The sequence below is a fragment of the Rummeliibacillus sp. NPDC094406 genome (assembly GCF_044763875.1).
Taxonomy (GTDB): Bacteria; Bacillota; Bacilli; order Bacillales_A; family Planococcaceae; genus Rummeliibacillus.
In genome coordinates this window covers 773,486-796,336 of record NZ_JBIWGZ010000001.1, presented here as the reverse complement: position 1 = coordinate 796,336, position 22,851 = coordinate 773,486, and the positions used below count along the sequence as shown (strand labels likewise).

The window sequence follows — 22,851 nt, the reverse complement described above, 5'->3', positions numbered from 1 at the left end:
TGAATATAAAAGACCCCATCTATAATTAGTTGGGTTTAAGTGATAACTAAATATTAATATAAGTAAAAGAGTAGCTGTAGCTACTCTTTTTAGAATTATTTATTCGATATCTTTAATGCGTTCGATAAAAGGTTTATCATCAATTACCCCATTATTAAATAATTCATCCGAAGTTTTAAATGATTGGGTTAAAGAATCTGTTGAACGTGTGAGAAGAAAGCTTTTTTCTTCAGGCACTCTACTGATCCACCATTCTTCATCTTTATAATCGAATGCTAATTCTTGCCCTTCCTCAATGGCTTCTTTAAATTCTTTCCATACTATTTCATCCATATTAATCCCTCCTTTTATCGGGTTGCGTTGATCCAAGAAAATTAAGGTAACTTAATAGAATCAATTTCATAATGCAAAATTAATATAAAATCTACGAACATTTAATTGTATCCAATTTTGTACAGTGTGGAGCGAAAGACGGCGACTCCTACGGGAAAAGCTTGAGCTGAAAGCCCCGCAGGAACGTAGTGACGAGGAGATTGAAGCCAAGCCCGTGGAAAGCGCCGTCTGTAGCGGAACATCCAAATCTGAATATGGTAACTATCGCAAAACTATAAAAGAATCCTTTTTGTATTATTTTTACGAAAAGGATTCTTTTAATTTGCAAAAAAAGATAAAAATTAAATCCCCAAAAATGTAACCTGATAATTATCGTTAGAATTATAAACCTCGTCAGTCTATATATAAAACACATACTTTGACAATAAGAGAATATTAAGAAATGGCCTTTTTATTAAAAACTCGAACAGTAAGCAACAACATTATAACAATTAATCCAATCGCAATTGTGTAAATCCATGTATATTCATCAGTCTTTATAAGACCTTGTAATAAATTATTGCCATCTGTAGCAAGTCGTAGAATGTTAAAATCAGCAGCCTTTGGAAAAATAGATACAATAAACCAAACGCCTACAAAGAATGCTGTCCATAGTAAGTTTGCATAGATAGATTTGAATAACACGTTTCCAAGTAAAATAACGGCAATTAATACTAGACCAAATAACCACAAATTACCTACAGCAAGACCTAAATGTTCGACGTGGTCAGTTTTCCAATAATACCAAGTGTAAAAATACGTTACTGAAAATGCAAGCCAGTACATACCAGTCCATATCAGCATAGCAAAGATGGTCTTCGCCAATACAACTTTACTCCTACTTAAACCCTTAGTAAGTAAAATGATCAGTGTACCTTCAGTACGTTCATGAATTAGAGTGCCTGCAAATAATAAGGCAACAACGAATAATCCGATTTGAGAAAAGTTTTTGAAAAACTGTGCCCATGAATCGAGTGCAGTAGGATCAGGAAAACTCTCCGCAACTTCTTTAGGCAAAAATTGAGCCATAATCTCTGGCATAAACTTGGCTGTTAAAGGACTTAGCATGGAAAGAATTAAAAACACAGTAATAATGATAAGAAACTTATAAGTTCTACTGAATTCCATTGTTTCCTTTTTTAATAATGCGATAAAAGAATTCATCGGCTCACCTCCAAGAAAATTTCATCAAGAGATGGTTGAACAACCTCAATGGTTGTTGGATATAGATTCAGGGAATTACATTGAGCGAATAATTGTTGTTGCGTTTGAGCAAGATTATTTACTTCGATTAACAAAATATTTGAATGTGATGTGATTTTTTCTTTTAAATCACTTTCTTCAATAAATTGTTTCGCTTCCTTTTCATTATCAAACAATACGCGAATTTGCTGTTTACTGTATGTTTTCATAAGTTCTGATACGCTACCTGAAACTACAAATTTGCCATTGTGTAACATAGCTACTTCATCACAGATTTGCTGCGCATCATGCAAAATATGAGTAGATAATATGACAGTTGTTTCATGTTTGATTGATTGCAAGATATCTAAAATTTCTTTTCTACCTATTGGATCAAGCGCAGAAGTAGGTTCATCGCAAATAAGTAGTTTAGGCTGATGAATGAGCGCTTGAGCAATTCCAAGACGTTGTTTCATACCACGTGAGAATTGTTGGATTTTCTTTTTGTTATCTGAAAGGCCAACTAGTTGCAAATATTTTGTCGCTCGTTCTTTTCGTAAAGCCTTAGGCATACCTGTAATTTCTCCACAAAGCATTAAATATTCAAAAGCAGTCATGTAAGGGTAGTAAGCTGGTACATCTGGTAAATAACCAACATAACGATTTGTCGGGGTATCTCCGTAAATAACTTCTTCATCAAATATGCGAATCTTACCACTTGAAATAGGGAGGAGTCCTAAAATCATTTTCATTAATGTTGTTTTACCAGCACCATTTTGACCTAGCAAACCGAAGATTTTTCCTTCTTCTAAAGTGAGGCTAATATTGTCAATTACTGTGTGTGAGCCAAACGATTTGGACAGATGATCTAGTGTTAAAATACTCATGCCTCTCTCCCTCTTCCAAATATGAAGTATGCGATTGGGCCAATAATTTGAAGGAATAGTACGATGACAACCCACATCGCTTTATTGCCAAATCGATAATTCGGGTGTTTTAATACATGAACCAATGCAACAATTGCAAGCGTCAATTCTAAAATAACTAAAGGGATAATGAGGGGTAATGCTTCTTGTACCGTCATATTAATCACATCCTAACTTATGTTGTAAATTTGTAAGCATCGCATTAACATCAGTACGTTCAAGTAAGGTCTTGAAATGTGGATTATTAGTTATACTCGTGATTATACTTGTTTTGATTGTTTGTTCATCACGAGGTGCATTGGAACCAAGATCAAGTTCTCTTGCAAGCCATTCATCTATTAAGTCAAAAAATCCATCACCATGTAATGTAAAAGGAAATTCAATCATGTTACACACTTGAACATATTTTCGTATCATCTCAGCAGCTTTGTCTTCATTTTTTTGCATCATATATCCTTGAGCAGCGGATAAATAGAAAACTAAAGCAGCATTGTAATGCAAATTTTTAACATCAAATGTATTGATGATTTTTTCCTTTCGATTAACAATTTCATCAAACTGATTTGAATCATGAATATGCATCATTAAATAATTTGGTGCAATTGATAAAATGCCAATTACATATTGATACATACTTACTTGCAAAGTTTCTTTTGCTTTTTGAGGATTTTGTAGTAATTGGTATGCAGTTGCTACAATAATTTCATTGCCCGTATAAAGTTCAAAATCATCACCAAGTAATTCTAATACACGTTCAGGTTGCTTCAACATTAGCTGACAATGGGCTTCAATTGATCTTGATTGACGAATAAGTCGAAGATCATCAGAAGATTGTTGTATTCGATTACATAGCTCAATAGCATTATTGATTACATCTTGCTGTTTTTCACCTGCCATTGACTGATAGTTCAGTAGCAATACAGCCATTTGCATTAATAAGGGAAAACAAGAATAGTATTCATCAATGATGGATCGAATACGGGAGTAAACCTCATCAAATGGTTTTGAAGCAAATTCTTGAGATAATTCAGCATACAACTTCTGTATATCTTCTTTTGTCAATTGTGGTTTATAGCCAAGTAATTCATCAATCGATAAATTATAGTAGGTCGCAAGTTTTGGTAACAATAAGATATCAGGATAACTCAGGCCAGTTTCCCATTTCGATACAGCAGCCTTTGAGACACCTACATATGAAGCTAATTGATCTTGTGTAATCCCTTTTTGCTTGCGTAAAGCAGAAATGGTATTTGCAAACTGTAATTCTTTCATTTCCATCAACTCCTTCATATGTTCAGTATATCCATGAAACAAGGATAAGGCGATGGAATCATAGTAGAATTTAGTTAAAAAAATCAACTGATGGGATACTGTATATAAAATTGAGACTATGTTCATTATAATTACTTTTAAAAATTTACAGTTATTAATTATTTTAACTTATAATAGAATTAAATTATAATTTTTTCCAATTTAATCATAGATTTATCCAAATAAAGAAAAGAAGGTAATTCTATTAAATTAAGCAGAGGTGATATTTTTGAAAATTGATCATTTAGTAGTCAATGTAGATAAAGAAGTACAAGAAGATCAAGACATGGTCACTAAAATTCATTCAATGGGGCTTCCTTATAAACCTAAATGGGGAAAGGGGACAAAGGGATTTAAGGTATCAAATATTTGGATTGGGAAAGAGTATTTTGAGCTTGTTCGGATTAAAACAAAAGATGGCGGAGGTTGGATTAGTAATTGGACGACAAAATATCTCAACGGACATCGAGGCCTAATTGGGTTCGCACTCGAAGTAGATAATATTGACGAGACCTATCAACAACTTCGAAATCACAACATAAACGTTACTACTCCAGAACCTTTAAAGTTTCGCTGGTTTTTCAACCTTTTAAGCAAGACAATGCCTTGGCGGAACTCCTATTTACCTGAATTCAAAGGGTTGCCATTTCAATTTTTTCTTCAACAATTGAACGACGAAAAATCAAAGAACTTTATGGAACAATATATGGTTCCTAATAGTCGTGAAAATGATATTAAAGGCATTGTAGAAGTAATCATATACGGAGAGCTGCTTAAGGAAGATAAAAAAATATTATTTGCTTTGTTTAATGACTATGAGGAAAAAGAGGATTCAATAATCATTTATTTAGGAACACAAATTATCCGTTTTATTAATTCCAATACTTATAATGTGGAAATAATTTTGGATTGCTGTAATCAAGAGTTTAGTAATAGTAAATTAGAATTTAATAACATTAGCATTCTAAGTAGATCTTATGATGTTAGTAATTTGAGTATCCATGCTAAAAGAAATATTAACGAAATAACGAAGTGATATTTTCTAATCGGAGGTAAGATCAGTGAAGAATTTAAAAAGGCTGAATGCAGTCGAAGCAGCCCATCATTTTATAGATAAACATTTTCCAAATTGCCAAGGCTCAGTATTAGCTGGAAGTGTAGTTCGCGGTGAGGAAACAGAAACATCTGATTTCGATATTGTTATTTTTGATCAAAATATTCGTTCATCCTATAGGGAGTCTTTAATTGAATTTGGTTGGGCTATTGAAGTCTTTGTACATAATCTATTCTCGTATAAGCCTTATTTTGAAAATGATGTTAAAAGAGCGAGGCCTTCTTTACCTAATATGGTTTCAGAAGGGATTATTCTAAAAGATGAGGGTGTAATGAGCTCAATCAAAAAAGAAGCGAATGAATTATTAGAGAAGGGCCCAGAGGAATGGACAGAGGAAACGATAAAAATAAAACGCTATTTTATAACAGATACACTGGATGATTTTATAGGTTGTACCAATAGAGCAGAAGAATTATTTATTGCAAATACACTTGCTGAAATGGTAAGTGTATTCGTATTAAGAACAAACCGGAATTGGATTGGTACATCAAAATGGGTAGTACGTTCCTTAAAAAATTTAGATGAAGAATTCACCAAAGATTTTGTTAATGCTTTTGATGTTTTTTATAAAACAGGTGACAAAAGTATAGTAATCGAATTGACAGAAAAAGTTTTGAAACCTTTTGGTGGGAAATTATTTGAAGGTTTTGCACTGGGGAAAGAATCGCTATAGCTTTGAAAATAGAAACAAATTTAATAATGCCGGATTATGAGTAGTTATCAAACCAATAGATAGAAATGGTTATTATTTAAATTAAATATAGTAGCCATTTTTGTTTAGATAATAAATCAAGAAGCTTGAGCTGAAAGCCCCAGAGGAACCAAGTGATGACAATGTAAAAGTAAAATAATGAAAATTTATTATAAAAATCCTATATAGCTATCTTTGTAGATGTGGAATTAGCGAAGACTCCTGCGGGAAAGCGAGACAGGTGAGACCCCGCAGGGAACGAAGTGAGCGAGGAGGCTCAACGCTCGCCCGCGGAAAGCGAAGCTAATTCCACATCATTCAGATGAAAATAATACTATTAATCATAGCATTTAACACTTTACAGTACCCTGATTGTAGTGACAAGAAGATTGAAGCCAAGCCTGTTGAAAGCGCCGTCTGTAGCGGAACATCCAAATCTAAATATTAAAAAATAAAAGTGTTGAAATGTTTATCTAAATTTCAGGAATAATGGTAACTGCAATAGTATGTGCTGGAACATCAGGATTGTTCGTATTTCTTTTGTAGTACTTTAACATTAAATCATTTAAATCTTGTTGGAAATTTTCAAAATCCTGCTCCCCGAGTTTCAATTCTACAAGAGAAAAGGTTGAACGATCTTCTGTACAATTTTTTTGTTTTAGTGTTGAAAGATAACTTTGATACTGTGTTAATAGAGTAAGTTGGTAATTAGATACGTAATTCAATTTTTCTTCATCTGAAGATTTTTTCAACTCCTCCGAGTTAAGTCGAGCTGCTTCTTCGTTTAGCGTATAGTATTTTTCAGAGACGGATCTAACTTTTTTTTCTTTGATAATTTTAATAACCCCGGCATCATGTAAAACTTGAATGTGTCGATATAATGTTGCCTGAGGAACATCTTTAATGATTTTTACCATTTCAAGTGGAGTCAAACCTTTTTCTTTGTTTCTCATTAAAGCCTGGGCTATTTTTAATCTTACAGGATGCATTAAGATCTCAGCTTTATTCGTCATTTTTTACTCCTTTTGTAAATAGTAAGATTTTATTTTTTTTAAGCAATTATATTATCAATATTAATAATAAAAAATATTATCATAAAATTTGGTAAAAAAACAACTGCAAATGAGAAGTCTTTGTGTTATATTATCATTATCAATAATGATAATGAAATGACGGAAGGTGATATGAATGAAGCTACATTATGGATTTGATGACTTGAAAGGTTTCGATTGGATGGCGATTTTGCCAATTGTTTTGCCAATTATGATTGTTGGTTTAATTTTGATACTTATAGCTTTGATTGATTTATATCGGCATCGAAAGATAAGGGAAAATGTTTTATTATGGGCAATTGTAATTTTGTTTTTTAACACAATTGGTCCGATATTATACTTTACAATCGGCCGAAAAGGAGGTAGAGCATAATTGAAATTAGAAATAAAGAATGTGACAAAAAAGTTTAAGGATAAGGTGGCAGTTAATAATTTTTCATTGGAATTTGAAACAGGGCAATGTATTGGGCTTATTGGTCCAAATGGGGCAGGGAAATCTACACTCATTAAAATTATCGCAGATATTTTAATCGCTGATCAGGGAGAAGTTTTTCTGGATGGAAACAAAATGTCCGATATGAAGCGAGAGATTGGGTATCTTCCGCAATATCCTGATTTCTTCTCATGGATGACAGCTAAAGAAATACTATTTTTTATGGGTGGCTTATCAGGTATATCGAAAAAGGTATTAGTTCAAGATATACCAGTAATTTTGGATAAAGTAGGACTTTCTAAAGAACACAATAAAAAAGTTCAAACCTTTTCAGGGGGTATGAAGCAAAGGTTGGGTATTGCTCAAGCACTTCTTCATAAGCCATCTTTGATAGTCATGGATGAGCCTGTTTCTGCTTTAGACCCCATAGGTCGTAGAGAGGTGTTAAATTTAATTCAAGAAATTAAACATGAAACGACTATATTATTGTCCACTCATATATTAAGTGATGCAGAAGAAATATGTGAACGATTTGTCATCATGAAAGAAGGAGTAAAAATAGAAGATACAACATTGGCAGAATTATTAAATAGAGATTGTGAACCTGTAATTCATCTTGAAATTATGGCTAAAGATTTAAATTGGGTGCAGTTAATTAAAAAGTTTCCATATGTAAAGGATGTGGAATTAATAGGCACTAGAGTAAAAATTACAATGGATAATATTCAGAAAAATAAAAATTTATTAATTCTTAATGCATTGGAAAACAATGTAGATCTATTAAAATTTGAGGTTGGTAGCACTGATTCACTCGAAGAAATATTTTTGAAAATGGTGGTGAACACATGAACCAACAATTTTATATTTTAATGAAAAAAGAACATGTACAAATATTTCGTGATTTTAGAATTGTCTGGATGCCACTCATATTTATTTTTTTAGGTGCTACGCAACCTATTATCACTTATTTTCTACCTTCGATATTAGGGTCAATGGGGGGAACCCAGGGGATTACTATTGATCCTAATATGGTTCAACAAGACGGAGGACAGGTGCTTGCTTCAACCATTGGGTCTCAATTTGACCAGCTAGGTATTATCATTATTGTTGTTTCTATGATGGGAATTATTCAGTCTGACAAGTCTAACGGAATGCTTGATTTTATTTTAACAAGGCCAGTAACAGTGGGCACATACATCGGCGGAAAGACGCTTTCAAGCTTTTTGTTTGTAGCTACAAGCATTACAATAGGCTATTTTATTTCGTACTTATATGTAAGTTATTTATTTAATAGCATTCCTTTTTCAAGCATGTTAATGGCATTGGTCTTCTACCTTGTATGGGCTCTTTTTATAATTTCGTTTACTACTATGATTAGTACGATATTTAATGGGCAGGGAATTATTGCTATGTTAAGTATTGTATTTCTCCTTATTATTCGATTAATTTGTGGTTTACATTCAATAAATGGATTACTAAACCCTGCAGGCATGAGTCAACATGCCACTGAGTTATTAATAACAGGATCAGTAGATTCGAGTCTTTACGGAAATATTTTTATTACACTTATATGTATTTTGATAACATTAAAGATCTCTCATTATTGGATTTCTCAAAAGAAATACCATAGAAATTAACCAAACTGTCCCATTGGGGAAAGTATGAAATTGTAACTAAGAGCCTTGCAACAAATAAAATTAGTTAGGCTCTTAGTAATTGATTGTATTATTTAGATTACTCAATCCTTTATTTCAGCACTCTTTTTTACCATTGTAATAAATTCTGCAATATCAGAGTTAAATCGATTTTCACAGACAAACCCTAGTTTTTCATATAAATGAATGGCTCGTTTGTTAAATGTAGCAACAGTTAGTCGAATAGGTAAATCTCCAAAACGATTCTTAATAAAATCAATAATATGAGTACAAAATTCAAAACCTTGTCCTTTACCAACAAGATTAGGATTCATTCCTAGACCCATATCGATCCAATCCTCTTTATAGACACCAAATTTGTAGCCAGCTGGTACCCTAGCGGAATCCCCAACACAAAAAAATCCAACTAATCGATTATGTTCATCAACAAGAGCTTTATAAGTACCGTTAAGCATTTCTATTATATTTTCATCTGTGCAGTCATTGTTGTAGAAGTCATATGGTGGATTGTATTGCCAGTTAAGAATTTCTTTTGCAAGTGTTTCATTCATCTCTTTTATTTGAACGATCAATTCAATCCCTCGCTTATCCTCTTTTTTTACCTTGTCCTTATTCAATTAAGTACAAGTAGGTAAATCATCAACAATGTTTTACTATTATTACTGTGCTATTATTATAGATAGAGTAATTATATATTTTTTTGCTTTACATGGCATCTATCTTAGAAAGGTCGTAATATCAATGGGTTCAACAAATACTACAGTAGAATTGTTAGTACAACAAGCTGAAAATGTGCTAACAAGCTTGAAAGAATTAAAACGTAGTCTTAAGAAAAAAGGCAAAGCACGCTTTGATTTATATGAAAGATTTTGTGCAAATCAACACTCATTTGGTGTATATACATTTATGGATCCTGAAATTCAAGAATCAGCAGAAGTAACTGCTTTCCAAAACCAATTACAGTTATTTAGAGAAGACTTTGCTGTAGTACGTACAGATTTAGAAGCTGTTGTAGATATCAAACAAGCAGATGCAGCTTATGAAGAAGTATTCACTACATATAATGTGATGGTCAATGCACTCGGTTTCCCTGATCGAGAAGCAAATGCAAAAAAATTCTAATAAGAATTTAGATCCACATGCTAAGCAAATTAGTATGTGGAATTTTTTTGGTGAAAAACTATACAATTGAAAGAAAATGGAGGTTAACATCATGCTAAAACGATGTATTCATCATATTTGTATTCAAACAAATCATTACAAGGAATCAATCGAATTTTATACGAAAGCATTAGGATTCACATTGGCACAAGAAACAAAGGATTTTCACGGTCGGGCTTATAATTCATGGTTGCAACTAGGGGATTTCTATATTGAGCTACAAACTGCAAAAAAAGATGAAGAGCTAAAACCATATAATAAGCATCAAGAGGGAGTTGTGCACTTTTGCTTATGGGTCGATGATTTAGAAGGGGAAGTCAAACCGTTGCGCGAATTAGGGGTTTCATTTCTACAGAAAAATGGTGAAGATATTTATTTTGTTGAAAGTGGTAGTTTATGCAAAGTACAAGCACCGGAAGGAACAATTGTTGAATTACGTGATCAAAAGGGATTGTAGGTGATTGAGATGAATGACAATATTCAAAATGTATTACCTCCGATTGTAGATGAATCGACGCATGTGCTTATTTTGGGTTCAATGCCAAGTAAGCTTTCACTTGAAAAACAACAATATTATGGTAATCCACGTAATCATTTTTGGTCAATCATTGGAGAAATCTTACTGGAAGAAGTGCCTGATGACTATACAAAACGAATGGAATTACTAAAGAAACATCATATCGGTCTATGGGATACGATTCAATCTTGTGAACGCCAAGGAAGTTTAGATTCCAATATCCGTAACATTGTACCGAATGATTTTAAGCAACTCTTTATAAAATATCCCAATATTCGCTTGCTCTTGTTTAATGGTGGGAAAGCCTATTCAGTGTTCAAAAAATATATGGGATTGCAACTATTACAAAAAATAGATTATGCAAAAATGCCATCAACAAGTCCAATACCAGGAAAGAACATTAAATCATTTGATGAAAAGGTGGAGGAATGGCGTGTGATGAAGAGATATTTATAAGGAAAAATAAGATTAATTTTATAAATCACAAGAAATATCAAAATAAAGAAATTTATACCTCTTATAATTTTATAGAGGAGTGAGATAAATGAATGAACAGATTCAGATTGGATTGAAGCCAAATTAAAAAATGATTTTTCATTAGGTGAATTATCTAATTATATTGGATATTCTCCTTATAAAGTCATTTTTTAAAAGCGTTACGAAACGTTGATATGTAGGGCTTTTAGGTGATGTTGGTGGTTGAAAGGGAAATATACAAAAAAATCCCAATGTGTTATGATTAAGGTGCGAAGATTCCGCGTTCTTGAACTGCAATATTTCTAACAACTCAAAATAATTGACATTCGCTGCCTTCTTCTCTTTCCAGGGTTAAACTTTTCCATTCATTTTTTATCTAAAAGAATTGCTTTTTGGTCTAAATCCACGTGTATCAACGTGTATCAAGAATTGAGAGGTATTGTTTTATGAGTATTTTTAAATATAAGAGTAAATTAGCTAATTATGTGGAGCTTTTGGTAATATGTATTTTATTTTTAGTTTTAATTAATTTCTTTGAGTTACCTAATTATTTATTTATTGTAATGTTTATTGGAGTTTTTGTTAATGTGGTGTTTATTGAAATAAAATATAAAAAATAGCCCTTTAAAGGGCTATTTTTTATAAATTTTAATTTTGCTAATAGAATAGTATCCGTCATTTGATCCTGTTTGTCTGTAATAATAACTGATTTTTACTTTGAATTTTTTGCTGCTCGATTCTTTTAACTTTTTACTAACCATTTTTCCCTGTGTTTTTACGTAAGAAGTTAATAATGTTACGCCTAAGCCTGCACTAATTGAAATTTTAGGACTTAATGGAGTAGTTAATATTGTTGTTGCAATGCCTGCCTGTACAATTTTGTTTGTTTCTGTATCATCGAAATATTTGCTTATCTGGTTTAATTCTTTTCTTGAAATTGTTTTTGTTGTACTAAAGCTATAACCTATTTTTTTTGCTTTACTTGGATGTTCCCATATAACGGCTTGAGTAGTGGCATGAGTTTGATTTACAGTAACGATACTTATTGAACTAATTAATAATACTGCGATAAGTATCTTTATATTTTTCATATTTTTAACCTCCTCTCTCAAATATTAACAATTAAGTTTAATGTTAACAATTATTTACATTGTTTTCAACCCGATTTTTGCAGTAGTTTTACAATTAAAAAGAATCTATTGTTTAAAGTGTCAACGGTAAGCGGACAAAAAGGCGGTCCTTTAGGGGCTGCTTTTTATGAGCTAAAGAGTTGACACATACGAATGATCTACACGCTTTTGTTCTTTTCCCAACCATGTTGATTGTTCTTTTAAATTTCACCAACTAACAGGAATAAGTATTTGGCGCTTTATGTTTCTTAGAAGATTGTATTTATCCCCCATTAACGGGCAGTTAGAACCCGCCGATGGAAAGTTTTACCTTATCTACAGAAGATTTGACGAATGATAGGAAGATAATTGACATTGCCTTTGATTCCAATTATTCTTCGCAAGAAGCATATAGTAGAGCGTTTAAAAATTTTTTTGGTATATATCCTAGAGAATTTCAACTTAACAAGATGCTTATTCAATCATTTATTAAACTCACTATCAATAAAGAAGGGGATTGGTGTAGAATGAATATTTCTAGAAAAATTGAGGTTGAAAAGTTAAAAAATAAGAAGAGTGAGTTGTTTGACAAAGATGTACTCAACATTTTGAATGGTCAGGTCATGTATGAAGAGTTTAAAGATCAAAAGCTAATGGGATATTCTGATTACGCTCCTTTTAATGAAGCGATGTGTGTAAACGTAGCTACTAAACAAGTTTTTGATGAAGAGTTTATAAAAACACGAGCATTTGGACACCATGATTCAATAGAAAATTATACCGAAAAAGTAATTGACCCATTAGACAATCTTTTTAATAAAGAGTATAAATGTATTGTTTTATGGTTTGGTGAAGACATGTTTTGTCAAATGAATCTACTTACAATACTTGCCTATCTTGAACAGTCAGGGTATGATGGCAAAGTTTTCTTAAATAGTTTCAGAGAGGATGAATTTAAAGTAAGTCAAACTGAACTTAAATTAGGTAACTATTCTTCTGTATACAATGAAGTATTGGTAAATCATGAAAGACCATCAAATGAAATACTTCCAGTAATGTATCAGGCAATAGATATATATTTAGATATGCTAAAAGTAAACAATGCAGTAGTAAAGTATATTTCTAAAAATAAAGATTTACCAACATCAGAATTAATTAATAAGTTATTTGATCTTTTCCCAACAATAGGATATGGGGATTTACAATATATAGAGCTTATTAATAGAAATAGATGATTCCATTAGCCATACTTTTTAGGGATTTATTAAACAGTTCACCGATAAAGTATAAATAAGCTATGCTTCTTATACCGTAATCGAGCCCTTTTATGATTTAATTAAAGCTTAATTTTTCTCTTCCAACAATCGAGAAATTGAGCTTTTAGTATATGAACGAACAAATTCAATTTGGCTAGATGTCATAATACATGGAATAACAAATATAGTTTGTCTCTTTTTAGTTTTAACTTTTATTTTGTGAAATTTAAGGCTTCATCTCCTAACAGGCGGAAACCAATATATACAAAAAAAGCCGAGCTGCAGTTTGCTCGGCTTTTCGAATGTGCTGACAAATTCAATTTTTTAGGTGAATTATCGTATTGCATTATTTTGAGTTTGCGCCAACTCTTTATTCTCCTCAAATAGTAAAAAGGAAAACATAGCAGTATTAATCACTCCAATCAATCCGTAACACCATAATGGTAGATGAATCATTTCATACCAAAGTATATTGATTAGGAACATACCGATGACAATAAACAATGTATTTATAATAAAAGTAAATAAGACTTTTTTAGAAACAAAGAAGGCGTTTAACTTCCAAATAGCAACAATTAAAGAACCAATGCTCGCCATCGTTAAAGACATAATGGCAATTGATCGTAAACTTTGTTCTTGATGAAGAGCTTCAGGTATAGAAATTAAATTATCAAATATATTTGTAATAAAATAAAAACCAGATAGATACACGGAAATAACTAAAAATGAGATAGGAATCCATTTCAAATAGACAATAATCCACTTTTTACTTCCAATTGATTTCTTTCTTATTTCATCTATAGATTCAGCAAGGGGCATAATTGCCATGATCAAGCAAAGTAAATATAAATCAGATTGAGGCAAATTTCCCCTATAGATGTCCAATAAGAAAAGGAAGGCATCTTTTATTTCAGTTAACATTAAATCTGTTCATCCCTTCGTTATGTATTATCTCTATATACGTAAAAAATTCCAATTTGTTTCAAAAAATATAATAATATTTGAATCAATTTTATAATGCAGGCAAGGGGTTTAATGGTTAAACACGACCATTAATTGAGGGAATAGTTTGTGCTATATCTATTAGAATATTGTCTAGTAGCGGAAGATGGCGACTCCTGCGGGAAAGCGAGACAGGTGAGACCCCGCAGTGAACGGAGTGAGCGAGGAGGCTCAACGCTCGCCCGCGGAAAGCGCCATCTGTAGCGGCATATTAAACAAATAGTATATTTGAAGAATAACCCGAATTATTGGATTGTATATTTAGATAATATTCGTGTTTTTTACCTAGAAAAGTATTTTGAAATTGATTCATTTATATAAGAAAATAAAATATTCTGAAAAATTATTGAATTAAAAATATAAAAGTGGTATTGTTATATACATCAAAAATGAAGCTTACACTTCATAAGAACAAAATAATACAGCATATACTGCATTAGGGTGAGAAGATATTGTATCAAAAAAAAATACAAGAACATTTTCAGGAGCTATCGAAAGGGCAAAAAAAGGTAGCAAGTTACATCTTAGAGTTTCCACATGATGTAGCTTTAAAATCTGCACAAGAAATTGGCGAGTTAGTTGGCGTGAGTGAAACTACAGTTATTCGTTTTTGCTATGCAATCGAAATGTCTGGGTATAGTGAATTACAATCGAATATTCGAAATTCATTAATTCATAAGAAAAGTTCTCTCGGTAATTATTTAGCTTCAAAAGCTGAAATAGAAGCAGATGATATTTTTCACGAAAAGGTTATGAAAAATGATGCGAAGAAAATTCAAACTGTATCTGAAAGGTTAAACCTAGATGATTTTCAAATGAGCTGTCATTGTTTACATGAAGCAAAGAAAATATATGTACTCGGTTTACGTTCTTCTTTTGCAGCAGCACAGTGGCTTGGTTTTACTTTAAATATACTACGTTCTGATATTCATATGATTGAGCCACAGTCTCAGGACATTATTCAACTTCTCAGTCATATGCAAGAAGGGGAAGTGTTAGTTGTTTTATCGTTTCACCGTTATTACAAAGAAACAATTGACTTAACACGAATGATCAAGAAAAAAGGTGTAACGATTATAGGGGTTTCAGATGCACAGATTGCACCGATTTATCGATATTCTGATTATTATTTCCCTCTTGCGGCAGCGGAAACATCGACAATTGATATTATGCCTACCGTTATTTCGTTTTTGAATACCCTAGTTTCTGGAATGACTGTACAAGCGCCAGAACAATACGAAGCTTATAAAGCACAGTACGATAGCGTTGACAGTAGCTTTTTATTTTTAGATGGAGATGATTTGGAATGAAACAACTATTAGAGGAGATTACCCCTAAGCTAAAGGAGGTTTTTTCGCATTTACATAATCACCCTGAAATAAGTTGGCATGAGTATAACACGACAACTTATTTACAACGATTATTAGAATCATACGGTTTTGAACCGCATTTGTTAGTAGAATCTACAGGTTTATACGTAGAAATCGGATCAGGTAAACCCGTGATTGGCCTTCGAACAGATATTGATGCTTTATGGCAAGAAGTTGATGGCAAATTTCAAGCAAATCATTCATGTGGACATGATGGCCATATGACGATGGCAATTGGAACATTACTATTACTACAAAAATTATTTACCCCAGAAGATGCTACGATTCGTGTATTATTCCAGCCAGCAGAAGAAAAAGGTCAAGGTGCGTTACATTTCATAGAACAAGGATTAGTCGACGATATAGATTACTTATTTGGTGTTCATGTTCGACCTATTCAAGAATTACAAGATGGTACATTTAGTCCAGCAATCTACCATGGTGCAGCAAGATTAATAACAGGAACAATTTATGGTAGGGAAGCGCATGGTGCCCGTCCCCATCTTGGAAAAAATGCTATAGAAATTGGAGCCTCATTAGTGAATGCATTACAAAGTATTCACATTGATCCGTTGATTCCATCTTCAATTAAATTGACGAAGTTCCAAGCAGGTGCTGCAGCAAATGTTATTCCAGGGAAAGCAGAATTTTGTATAGATGCGCGTTCTCAAAAGAATGAAGGAATTAATGCTTTGATGAATGCGTTTCAAAATGCCATCCACGGTATTGAAACACAATATAATATTGAAATAGACTATCAAATTGAAGCCAATATTGCTGCCGCTGAGGTTGATGAAGATGCAATGCAAATTATGCGTCAAGCCATTGTAGATACAGTTGGTGAAGCAAATACGAAACCGCCTATTGTAACACCTGGAGGAGAGGATTTTCATTTTTACACCTTGAAATGTCCGAATATTAAAGCAACTATGCTTGGATTAGGATGCGGATTGCAACCAGGTTTACATCATCCGAAAATGACATTTAATAGAGAAGCATTAATTACAGGAGTTGAAATATTAACACGAACTGTACTAAATGCAGTGGCATATGCAAAGAAAGAAGTGACACGTAATGATAACGTATAAAGTATTAAAAACAAATGATGAGATGGAGCTAGTCCAAAAAGTAGAACAAGACGTTTGGGGTATATCTCCGATTCCAACTCATCAAACACTAACAGCAGTGAAACATGGTGGTACCGTCATAGGTGCTTTTGATGGTGACAAAATAGTCGGTTTTTGCTATGGCTTTGCAGGATTTGAAAATGGCCAAGTTTCTCTTTGCTCCCATATGCTTGGGATATTACCGGAATACCGTGAAGGTGGCATTGGAGAAGAGCTGAAACGACAACAAAAACAACTTGCTACCACAATTGGTTACGAAAGAATGACTTGGACATACGATCCTTTGCAAACACGAAATGCCTATTTAAACTTAACAAAATTACATGGTGTCTGTGACACATATATAGAAGATTGCTATGGCAAAATGGAAGATGGTTTGAATGGTGGTCTCCCTTCAGATCGGTTCCAAATCGATTGGTGGATCACAAGTGATTATGTCAATCAATTTGTGAATAAGGGATACGACAACCACAAAGTACTTGTAGCATGGTTATACAATGATCAACATTTACCATACTGTGAAGATTTTGATTCTGAAGACTTTACTGTTTTGAAAGATACAGCTTATCTAGTACCTGTACCAGCAGACATTACTTCATTGAAAGAGCGTGACTTGAATTTAGCAATCGATTGGCGTTTGAAAACACGTCAAATGTTTAAAGCATTATTCCAAGCAGGCTATGTAGCAATCGAGTTAGTCAAATCAAATGATGAATCGGTTCATCACTATTTAGTTGTTAAAAAGAATTCAGTCAACATTCCACAATAGGGAGGATTTTATAAATGAAAATTCAAGAAATTACAATTCGTCAAATGAAAATGAAAATGAAAGCACCTTTTACGACAAGCTTCGGTACATTTTATGATAAAGAGTTTCTTCTATTAGAAGTAATCGATGAATGTGGGAATAAAGGATGGGGAGAATCAGTTGCATTTGATGCTCCTTGGTACAACGAAGAAACTTATAAAACAAACTGGATTATGCTAGAAGACTTCCTTATCCCACTTGTAAAGGGAACAGAAATTGAACATCCGGATGAGATCAATGAATTATTTGCATCTATTCGAAAAAATAATATGGCTAAATCGGCACTTGAAGGAGCTGTTTGGGACCTTTATGCCAAGCGCACAAACCAAACTTTAGCTTCTGCGCTGGGTGGCGATAATAAGAAAATTGAGGTTGGTATTAGCATCGGTATTCAAAATTCAATTGATGAATTGCTAGCATTAATAGATGAATATGTAAATGAAGGGTATAAACGCATTAAAGTGAAAATTAAACCAGGTTGGGACGTTGATGTTATCCGGGCAATTCGTGAGCGTTTCCCTGAAGTACCTTTAATGGCAGATGCAAATTCAGCTTATTGCTTAGAGGATGCAGATTTATTAAAACAACTGGATGAATTTAATTTAACCATGATTGAACAACCACTTGCTTCAGACGATATCATCGATCATGCGACATTACAAAAACAATTGAAAACACCAATTTGTTTAGATGAAAGTATCCATTCTTTAGAGGATGCACGCAAAGCTATCGACCTAGGAAGCTGTGGAATTATTAATATTAAAATCGGTCGCGTGGGTGGTTTAACAGAATCGAAGAAAATCCACGATTATTGTGAATCAAAAGAGATACCTGTATGGTGTGGTGGTATGTTAGAGTCTGGCATTGGCCGTGCACATAATGTAGCTCTTACGACATTATCAAACTTTATCATGCCTGGTGATACTGCAGGTTCAGATCGTTACTGGGATCAAGATATTATTAATCCAGAAGTAACTGTAGAAAATGGCTATATTAAGGTACCAGATAAAGCTGGCATAGGTTATGAACCAAATCTTGAGTTAATTGAAAAATTTACTGTGGAGAAAAGAGTATACAACCTAGTAGAAGAAGGGGTGGCTCAATGAAAAAAAGTTTAGAAATGGCCGGTGCATTTATCGGAGTAATTGTTGGAGCAGGTTTTGCTTCAGGACAAGAAATATTGCAATTTTTCACTAGCTTCGGCTGGTGGGGGATTGCAGGTACTGCGATTGCAACCGTATTATTTGCCTTTTTAGGAATGAATTTAACAACATTAGGAAGTCGTTTAAATGCGACTTCCCACAAAGAAGTGGTTTATCAAATTTGCGGAAAGTATTTAGGGGCTGCGGTTGATTTTATTATCACTTTCTTCCTGTTTGGTGTAGCAGTAGTTATGTTTGCAGGTGCGGGTTCAATTTTTGAAAACCAGTTTGGTATTCCTGCAATGTATGGTAGTTTAGCAATGTTGGTTGTGACCATTTTGACATTGATGTTTAATATTCAAATGATTATAGGGTTGATCAGTGCCATAACCCCCTTCTTAATGTTATTAGTAGTGATCATTGCCGGTTATTCCATTTTCACAACGGATTTAACTGCTGCTCAGATGGATCATTTGGCAAAACAACAAAATTCAGGAGCTTCCAATTGGATTTTGGGAGGACTATTATATGTATCCTATAATATTGCAGCAGGAGCATCGATGCTTACAGTTATGGGTGGACTTGAAAAAGATGAAAAAGTAGCGAAACGTGGCGGGATTCTAGGTGGTATAGGCTTAGGCCTTCTTATTTTGTTCATAAATGTCGCAATATTCACAAAAATTAGTCAAGTAGGCAGTACAGATATGCCAATGCTTGTACTAGCAACTAAAATATCACCAATTCTTGGTGTACTGATGTCGATTGCTTTACTAGGTATGATTTACAATACAGCTGTGGGGATGCTTTATGCGTTTACAGTACGTATTGTGCCAGCAGAAAGTAAACATTTCAATTGGGTAGTATGGGCAATAGGGGCAGTTGGATATGCCTTAAGTTTTGTTGGCTTTATACAACTTGTTAGCGCCGTATATCCGGCAATGGGTTACTTAGGATTTGTTTTAATCATCTCAATTATTGTAGCTTGGGCAATAAATGTGAAACGTTCAAAGGTGAAGTCACTTGTTGTGAAAGAAGCATAAACAAATCTTTGAAGTTTGAAAAATAATATCATGATCTGTAAAAAGGCATAAAAGTAAGAGGTTGATACACATTAGTCATGTCTAATGTGTATTAACTTCTTACTTATTGTTCAACAAACGCGCACGATTGTTTAAAACTTATCGCCAAATACAAAAATCAATAAACTGATTGTTAATAATAAATATGCTATTTGAATGATTATGTACATTGTAAATTCAAAGGTTGAAAGTTTATTTTGCTTTTTAGTTTTTTCTAAATGCCTTAAATAGAAACCAGAACTAATAATAAGTATTACGTAAGAAATTGTACGAATGACTTCTGCAAAAAATATCAAGCTTATCTACTCCTTCCCCGAACTGTATGACTATTATCAATTTAATCCTATCACACCCTAAATTTCTTAATATTCGTGCTTCTTCAGTTCGACTTTAACACATTTTATTCCGAAATATGGCCCTTTTATGTAAAAAAGCGTAAATCATTTACTTTGGAAATGCGCTCTATTCTGAAATAACTAAAATATAGACTAAGTCCTCAAATCACCACATATTCGGAGATTAATTAACCCGTATGCTTAATAATATTCAAGTTCTAAATCATTAAATAATTCATCAATGCTAACGACTGCTGAATCATCATCAGTTGGATTATTAATATCAAATAACTATGGATTATAAATCTGCATCTCATAGTCTAAGTAATTGTGCTCATTATGTAACTGGGGATTTCACCAAAAGGAATGTCTACAATTTCAGTCATTAAATGAATAATTAAAATAGATTATCAATAATGTTAATCGATAAATTAATTTTATTGATTTTTTGAATTAAAAAAATTAATTATATAATTTACATTATTAATCACTTGTTATATAATCGAATCAACTAAAAGGAAGGAAATACAATATGGCTTATAAAGTAATCACAAATTGTCCTGTTTGCAGTAAAACATTGAAAATTACAAAGTTGCAGTGCTCTCATTGTAACACTACGATTGAAAATGAGTTTGAATTATCTAAGCTGGCATCCTTATCAAAGGATCAGCTTCATTTTGTGGAAGTATTTTTAATATGTAGAGGGAATATCAAAGAAGTTGAAAAGGAACTAGGGATATCGTATCCAACGGTTCGAGGCAAGCTAACAGACATCATCTCATCCCTTGGATATGAGCAGAAAAAGAAAAATGAAGTAGATGAGAAAAAAGTTGTCACCATGTTGGAAAATGGCGAAATCACACCAGAAGAAGCCATTAAGCTATTAAAAGAGGAATAAGGAGGAATTTATCATGAAAGAGGAAATTACAAGAGTGTTAACAATGGTTCAAGAAGGGAAAATCGATGCAGATAAGGGATCACAACTGATTCAAGTATTACAAGAGAAAGCAGTAACAGATACTAAACTTGTTGAAAAATCCACTAACTATTTAGATAAAACATTAAAAATTCGTGTTGTATCAGCCGAAAATGATAACGTCACGGTTAATTTGCCTATTAAACTTCTCAAGGTAGTATTAATGGCTGGGCACAGCATCGCAGCAAGTATTCCTCAATCGGAAAAATACGTTAAAGATATAGACATCAACCTTCTTACTGAAGCAATTGAAAACGAATTAGATGGCCAAATTGTTGATATTAAATCAGCAAACGGAGATACCGTTTCGGTCATCATTGAATAGTGATTTGTTTATGTTGCATGTAAAAGTGAAAACAAAAGACGTTCGGTTTACCATCCCAATTCCATATACTGTTTTAAATATTGCTGTTTCAATTTTGTCTTCAAAATTTTTTCAGAAAAATATAAACAAATGGACAAAAGAGCACTTCGAAAGAAAAAAACTAGACTTTACCTTTCCACTAATAAACAAAAAAACGCTAAAGCCTATCGTCAAGGAACTGAAAAATTATAAGGGAATCGTGCTAGTAGATGTCAAAGCTAAGGACGGTACTGAAGTTAAGGTTAGACTATAATTTAATATAAAATACACCGACCACTGACTGGCATTTTGAAGAAAAAGCCTAATTCCTCGCTTACTATACCAAGAAAATTGTAAAAAGAGAATAAAGTTATTTAATTGAATCAATCTCATAATGCAAAATTAATATAAAATATTCAAATATTTAATAATATCCCATTTTGTTTATTATGGAGCGAAAGACGGCGGCTCCTACGGGAAAAGCTTGAGCTGAAAGCCCCGCAGGAACGTAGTGACGAGGAGATTGAAGCCAAGCCCGTGGAAAGCGCTGTCTGTAGCGGAATATATATATGAATATTGAATAGTAAGTATGTTAAAATGTTCGAATATAAAAATGGATTTATGAAATGCTCAAACAAGTATAACCCCGTTCTAAATTTAGGACGGGGTTAAAAAAATAGTTATTTAATTTTTGATGTAAGATACTTCACTATAATGAAAAATATAACAATAATGTTGTTTGAAAATCTAAGTTTTATTCAAAAATAGCGCCATTTAATAGAATAGCTTAAATATGGCCTTAGTCCTTTAATTATTTATGACAAACTGTTCATTATCCAAACTTCTATTTATGTTCATATCGCACTATCCATTGGCTAAATATAGCCATTAACTTATGAACGATACTTATATTGATAATCATAATAATAAAGCACAAAATAGAATACAAAATAATGGTATATAACGAAGATATCTGTAGTATTTGCATAATGATATAAATACAAATGGGCAAACAAATAATGCTTGTTACAATAACAGGAATATATTTCCTTACTATCAATGCTTGAAAACAATGTATTAATAAATGTAAAGTAAACGCTATAAATGAGCCTATCCAAAGGTCATACCAATTTGTCATATAAGAAATAACAGTAATGGTGCTAATTAAAATGAATTCTTCAGCTACCCCCAAAGCGAATGCAGATGTTGTCATATGCTCAAAATGAGGTAGTAACTTTTTTGATAAAGTAGGAAACCTTTCAGACATATAACTTCTATTTTTATTTATCCATGCTCTCATAAAAATAATTTCTTCAAAATCATGGAACATAAAAAGGATAGGGAACAGCCATATAATCACTTGCATATTGTTCATTTAACAACACCTCTTCCCACTATTTTTTCTACGTTAAT

At 32.8% G+C, this 22,851-nt stretch carries 26 protein-coding genes and 1 pseudogene; 17 read left to right on the top strand and 10 right to left on the bottom strand.

Features of this window, described 5'->3' with window-relative positions:
* Window positions 1-99: 99 nt before the first annotated feature.
* From ACIQ4I_RS03800 to ACIQ4I_RS03780, 5 genes are all read right to left on the bottom strand, one after another.
* Entirely contained in the window at window positions 100-333 is a 234-nt protein-coding gene (locus tag ACIQ4I_RS03800; RefSeq protein WP_403092877.1) for a hypothetical protein, read from the bottom strand.
* A gap of 435 nt (window positions 334-768) precedes the next feature.
* Window positions 769-1,536 (bottom strand): ABC transporter permease subunit, encoded by a 768-nt coding sequence (locus ACIQ4I_RS03795; protein ID WP_403092876.1) that lies wholly within the window; start codon window positions 1,534-1,536, stop codon window positions 769-771.
* Complete coding sequence (locus ACIQ4I_RS03790) at window positions 1,533-2,441, bottom strand: ABC transporter ATP-binding protein (RefSeq protein ID WP_403092874.1); 909 nt, start codon at window positions 2,439-2,441, stop codon at window positions 1,533-1,535. The genes ACIQ4I_RS03795 and ACIQ4I_RS03790 overlap by 4 nt, the downstream gene beginning before the upstream one ends.
* Window positions 2,438-2,638, bottom strand: coding sequence for a PLD nuclease N-terminal domain-containing protein (locus ACIQ4I_RS03785; RefSeq protein ID WP_403092872.1), 201 nt, complete (start codon window positions 2,636-2,638; stop codon window positions 2,438-2,440). The genes ACIQ4I_RS03790 and ACIQ4I_RS03785 overlap by 4 nt, the downstream gene beginning before the upstream one ends.
* Before the next feature lies 1 nt (window position 2,639).
* Window positions 2,640-3,752, bottom strand: coding sequence for a helix-turn-helix domain-containing protein (locus tag ACIQ4I_RS03780; protein ID WP_403092871.1), 1,113 nt, complete (start codon window positions 3,750-3,752; stop codon window positions 2,640-2,642).
* A gap of 268 nt (window positions 3,753-4,020) precedes the next feature.
* Here ACIQ4I_RS03780 and ACIQ4I_RS03775 point away from each other — a divergent pair, with 268 nt between their 5' ends.
* On the top strand, window positions 4,021-4,827 hold the full coding sequence (locus ACIQ4I_RS03775; protein WP_403092869.1) for a VOC family protein: 807 nt from the start codon (window positions 4,021-4,023) through the stop codon (window positions 4,825-4,827).
* A gap of 25 nt (window positions 4,828-4,852) precedes the next feature.
* Window positions 4,853-5,578, top strand: coding sequence for a nucleotidyltransferase domain-containing protein (locus tag ACIQ4I_RS03770; protein WP_403092867.1), 726 nt, complete (start codon window positions 4,853-4,855; stop codon window positions 5,576-5,578).
* A 491-nt stretch (window positions 5,579-6,069) separates the two neighbouring features.
* Here ACIQ4I_RS03770 and ACIQ4I_RS03765 read toward each other — a convergent pair whose 3' ends face one another.
* Window positions 6,070-6,609, bottom strand: a complete 540-nt coding sequence (locus tag ACIQ4I_RS03765) for a helix-turn-helix domain-containing protein (RefSeq protein WP_403092865.1) — start codon at window positions 6,607-6,609, stop codon at window positions 6,070-6,072.
* Window positions 6,610-6,784: 175 nt separating this feature from the next.
* On the opposite strand from ACIQ4I_RS03765, the gene ACIQ4I_RS03760 reads away from it, so the two are divergent.
* Genes ACIQ4I_RS03760 through ACIQ4I_RS03750 form a run of 3 tightly spaced genes read left to right on the top strand, consistent with a single transcriptional unit; the run spans window position 6,785 to window position 8,718 of the window.
* Window positions 6,785-7,021: a PLD nuclease N-terminal domain-containing protein gene (locus ACIQ4I_RS03760; RefSeq protein ID WP_403092863.1), complete on the top strand. Its 237-nt coding sequence runs from the start codon at window positions 6,785-6,787 to the stop codon at window positions 7,019-7,021.
* Window positions 7,022-7,930, top strand: coding sequence for an ABC transporter ATP-binding protein (locus tag ACIQ4I_RS03755; RefSeq protein ID WP_403092861.1), 909 nt, complete (start codon window positions 7,022-7,024; stop codon window positions 7,928-7,930).
* The gene (locus ACIQ4I_RS03750) at window positions 7,927-8,718 is read left to right on the top strand and encodes an ABC transporter permease (protein WP_403092858.1); all 792 of its coding nucleotides are present in this window, start codon (window positions 7,927-7,929) and stop codon (window positions 8,716-8,718) included. Before ACIQ4I_RS03755 ends, ACIQ4I_RS03750 begins: the two co-directional genes overlap by 4 nt.
* Before the next feature lie 101 nt (window positions 8,719-8,819).
* On the opposite strand, the gene ACIQ4I_RS03745 is transcribed toward ACIQ4I_RS03750, so the two are convergent.
* Window positions 8,820-9,308: a GNAT family N-acetyltransferase gene (locus ACIQ4I_RS03745; RefSeq protein ID WP_403092856.1), complete on the bottom strand. Its 489-nt coding sequence runs from the start codon at window positions 9,306-9,308 to the stop codon at window positions 8,820-8,822.
* A 169-nt stretch (window positions 9,309-9,477) separates the two neighbouring features.
* Between ACIQ4I_RS03745 and ACIQ4I_RS03740 the strand changes: the two genes are divergently transcribed.
* From ACIQ4I_RS03740 to ACIQ4I_RS03730, 3 genes are all read left to right on the top strand, one after another.
* Window positions 9,478-9,858 (top strand): hypothetical protein, encoded by a 381-nt coding sequence (locus ACIQ4I_RS03740; RefSeq protein WP_403092853.1) that lies wholly within the window; start codon window positions 9,478-9,480, stop codon window positions 9,856-9,858.
* A 91-nt stretch (window positions 9,859-9,949) separates the two neighbouring features.
* The gene (locus ACIQ4I_RS03735) at window positions 9,950-10,354 is read left to right on the top strand and encodes a VOC family protein (protein WP_403092851.1); all 405 of its coding nucleotides are present in this window, start codon (window positions 9,950-9,952) and stop codon (window positions 10,352-10,354) included.
* A gap of 9 nt (window positions 10,355-10,363) precedes the next feature.
* Window positions 10,364-10,870: a DNA-deoxyinosine glycosylase gene (locus tag ACIQ4I_RS03730; protein WP_403092849.1), complete on the top strand. Its 507-nt coding sequence runs from the start codon at window positions 10,364-10,366 to the stop codon at window positions 10,868-10,870.
* 653 nt (window positions 10,871-11,523) lie between these two features.
* Here the strand turns inward: ACIQ4I_RS03730 and ACIQ4I_RS03725 are convergent.
* A complete protein-coding gene (locus ACIQ4I_RS03725) occupies window positions 11,524-11,982 on the bottom strand; it encodes a hypothetical protein (protein WP_403092848.1) in 459 nt (152 codons plus the stop codon).
* Between the two features lie 232 nt (window positions 11,983-12,214).
* Here ACIQ4I_RS03725 and ACIQ4I_RS03720 point away from each other — a divergent pair.
* Window positions 12,215-13,235: pseudogene (locus ACIQ4I_RS03720) on the top strand (helix-turn-helix domain-containing protein); the annotation flags it as partial.
* 354 nt (window positions 13,236-13,589) lie between these two features.
* On the opposite strand, the gene ACIQ4I_RS03715 reads toward ACIQ4I_RS03720, so the two are convergent.
* The gene (locus tag ACIQ4I_RS03715) at window positions 13,590-14,177 is read right to left on the bottom strand and encodes a hypothetical protein (RefSeq protein ID WP_403092847.1); all 588 of its coding nucleotides are present in this window, start codon (window positions 14,175-14,177) and stop codon (window positions 13,590-13,592) included.
* A 533-nt stretch (window positions 14,178-14,710) separates the two neighbouring features.
* Between ACIQ4I_RS03715 and ACIQ4I_RS03710 the strand changes: the two genes are divergently transcribed.
* From ACIQ4I_RS03710 to ACIQ4I_RS03675, 8 genes are all read left to right on the top strand, one after another.
* Window positions 14,711-15,568: a MurR/RpiR family transcriptional regulator gene (locus ACIQ4I_RS03710; RefSeq protein WP_403092844.1), complete on the top strand. Its 858-nt coding sequence runs from the start codon at window positions 14,711-14,713 to the stop codon at window positions 15,566-15,568.
* A complete protein-coding gene (locus ACIQ4I_RS03705) occupies window positions 15,565-16,716 on the top strand; it encodes a M20 peptidase aminoacylase family protein (protein ID WP_403092842.1) in 1,152 nt (383 codons plus the stop codon). The genes ACIQ4I_RS03710 and ACIQ4I_RS03705 overlap by 4 nt, the downstream gene beginning before the upstream one ends.
* Window positions 16,703-17,524 carry a GNAT family N-acetyltransferase gene (locus ACIQ4I_RS03700; RefSeq protein ID WP_403092841.1) on the top strand — a complete coding sequence of 274 codons (822 nt, stop codon included), beginning with the start codon at window positions 16,703-16,705 and terminating at the stop codon, window positions 17,522-17,524. Before ACIQ4I_RS03705 ends, ACIQ4I_RS03700 begins: the two co-directional genes overlap by 14 nt.
* Before the next feature lie 14 nt (window positions 17,525-17,538).
* Window positions 17,539-18,669 carry an o-succinylbenzoate synthase gene (gene menC / locus ACIQ4I_RS03695; RefSeq protein WP_403092840.1) on the top strand — a complete coding sequence of 377 codons (1,131 nt, stop codon included), beginning with the start codon at window positions 17,539-17,541 and terminating at the stop codon, window positions 18,667-18,669.
* A complete protein-coding gene (locus tag ACIQ4I_RS03690) occupies window positions 18,666-19,745 on the top strand; it encodes a YkvI family membrane protein (RefSeq protein WP_403092838.1) in 1,080 nt (359 codons plus the stop codon). The genes menC and ACIQ4I_RS03690 overlap by 4 nt, the downstream gene beginning before the upstream one ends.
* A 906-nt stretch (window positions 19,746-20,651) precedes the next feature.
* Window positions 20,652-21,017: a DUF2089 domain-containing protein gene (locus ACIQ4I_RS03685; protein ID WP_403092836.1), complete on the top strand. Its 366-nt coding sequence runs from the start codon at window positions 20,652-20,654 to the stop codon at window positions 21,015-21,017.
* A gap of 13 nt (window positions 21,018-21,030) precedes the next feature.
* Complete coding sequence (locus ACIQ4I_RS03680; RefSeq protein ID WP_403092835.1) at window positions 21,031-21,420, top strand: SHOCT-like domain-containing protein; 390 nt, start codon at window positions 21,031-21,033, stop codon at window positions 21,418-21,420.
* Window positions 21,421-21,430: 10 nt separating this feature from the next.
* Window positions 21,431-21,712 carry a hypothetical protein gene (locus ACIQ4I_RS03675; protein ID WP_403092833.1) on the top strand — a complete coding sequence of 94 codons (282 nt, stop codon included), beginning with the start codon at window positions 21,431-21,433 and terminating at the stop codon, window positions 21,710-21,712.
* 570 nt (window positions 21,713-22,282) lie between these two features.
* Here ACIQ4I_RS03675 and ACIQ4I_RS03670 read toward each other — a convergent pair.
* Entirely contained in the window at window positions 22,283-22,813 is a 531-nt protein-coding gene (locus ACIQ4I_RS03670) for an HXXEE domain-containing protein (RefSeq protein ID WP_403092831.1), read from the bottom strand.
* Window positions 22,814-22,851: the final 38 nt, after the last annotated feature.

Excerpts from the sequence above, each read along its gene's own strand:
- ACIQ4I_RS03800 (WP_403092877.1), bottom strand. The coding sequence starts at position 333 with ATGGATGAAATAGTATGGAAAGAATTTAAAGAAGCCATTGAGGAAGGG.
- ACIQ4I_RS03795 (WP_403092876.1), bottom strand. The coding sequence starts at position 1,536 with ATGAATTCTTTTATCGCATTATTAAAAAAGGAAACAATGGAATTCAGT.
- ACIQ4I_RS03790 (WP_403092874.1), bottom strand. The coding sequence starts at position 2,441 with ATGAGTATTTTAACACTAGATCATCTGTCCAAATCGTTTGGCTCACAC.
- ACIQ4I_RS03785 (WP_403092872.1), bottom strand. The coding sequence starts at position 2,638 with ATGACGGTACAAGAAGCATTACCCCTCATTATCCCTTTAGTTATTTTA.
- ACIQ4I_RS03780 (WP_403092871.1), bottom strand. The coding sequence starts at position 3,752 with ATGAAAGAATTACAGTTTGCAAATACCATTTCTGCTTTACGCAAGCAA.
- ACIQ4I_RS03765 (WP_403092865.1), bottom strand. The coding sequence starts at position 6,609 with ATGACGAATAAAGCTGAGATCTTAATGCATCCTGTAAGATTAAAAATA.
- ACIQ4I_RS03760 (WP_403092863.1), top strand. The coding sequence starts at position 6,785 with ATGAAGCTACATTATGGATTTGATGACTTGAAAGGTTTCGATTGGATG.
- ACIQ4I_RS03750 (WP_403092858.1), top strand. The coding sequence starts at position 7,927 with ATGAACCAACAATTTTATATTTTAATGAAAAAAGAACATGTACAAATA.
- ACIQ4I_RS03740 (WP_403092853.1), top strand. The coding sequence starts at position 9,478 with ATGGGTTCAACAAATACTACAGTAGAATTGTTAGTACAACAAGCTGAA.
- ACIQ4I_RS03735 (WP_403092851.1), top strand. The coding sequence starts at position 9,950 with ATGCTAAAACGATGTATTCATCATATTTGTATTCAAACAAATCATTAC.
- ACIQ4I_RS03730 (WP_403092849.1), top strand. The coding sequence starts at position 10,364 with ATGAATGACAATATTCAAAATGTATTACCTCCGATTGTAGATGAATCG.
- ACIQ4I_RS03725 (WP_403092848.1), bottom strand. The coding sequence starts at position 11,982 with ATGAAAAATATAAAGATACTTATCGCAGTATTATTAATTAGTTCAATA.
- ACIQ4I_RS03715 (WP_403092847.1), bottom strand. The coding sequence starts at position 14,177 with ATGTTAACTGAAATAAAAGATGCCTTCCTTTTCTTATTGGACATCTAT.
- ACIQ4I_RS03705 (WP_403092842.1), top strand. The coding sequence starts at position 15,565 with ATGAAACAACTATTAGAGGAGATTACCCCTAAGCTAAAGGAGGTTTTT.
- ACIQ4I_RS03700 (WP_403092841.1), top strand. The coding sequence starts at position 16,703 with ATGATAACGTATAAAGTATTAAAAACAAATGATGAGATGGAGCTAGTC.
- menC (WP_403092840.1), top strand. The coding sequence starts at position 17,539 with ATGAAAATTCAAGAAATTACAATTCGTCAAATGAAAATGAAAATGAAA.
- ACIQ4I_RS03690 (WP_403092838.1), top strand. The coding sequence starts at position 18,666 with ATGAAAAAAAGTTTAGAAATGGCCGGTGCATTTATCGGAGTAATTGTT.
- ACIQ4I_RS03685 (WP_403092836.1), top strand. The coding sequence starts at position 20,652 with ATGGCTTATAAAGTAATCACAAATTGTCCTGTTTGCAGTAAAACATTG.
- ACIQ4I_RS03680 (WP_403092835.1), top strand. The coding sequence starts at position 21,031 with ATGAAAGAGGAAATTACAAGAGTGTTAACAATGGTTCAAGAAGGGAAA.
- ACIQ4I_RS03675 (WP_403092833.1), top strand. The coding sequence starts at position 21,431 with ATGTTGCATGTAAAAGTGAAAACAAAAGACGTTCGGTTTACCATCCCA.
- ACIQ4I_RS03670 (WP_403092831.1), bottom strand. The coding sequence starts at position 22,813 with ATGAACAATATGCAAGTGATTATATGGCTGTTCCCTATCCTTTTTATG.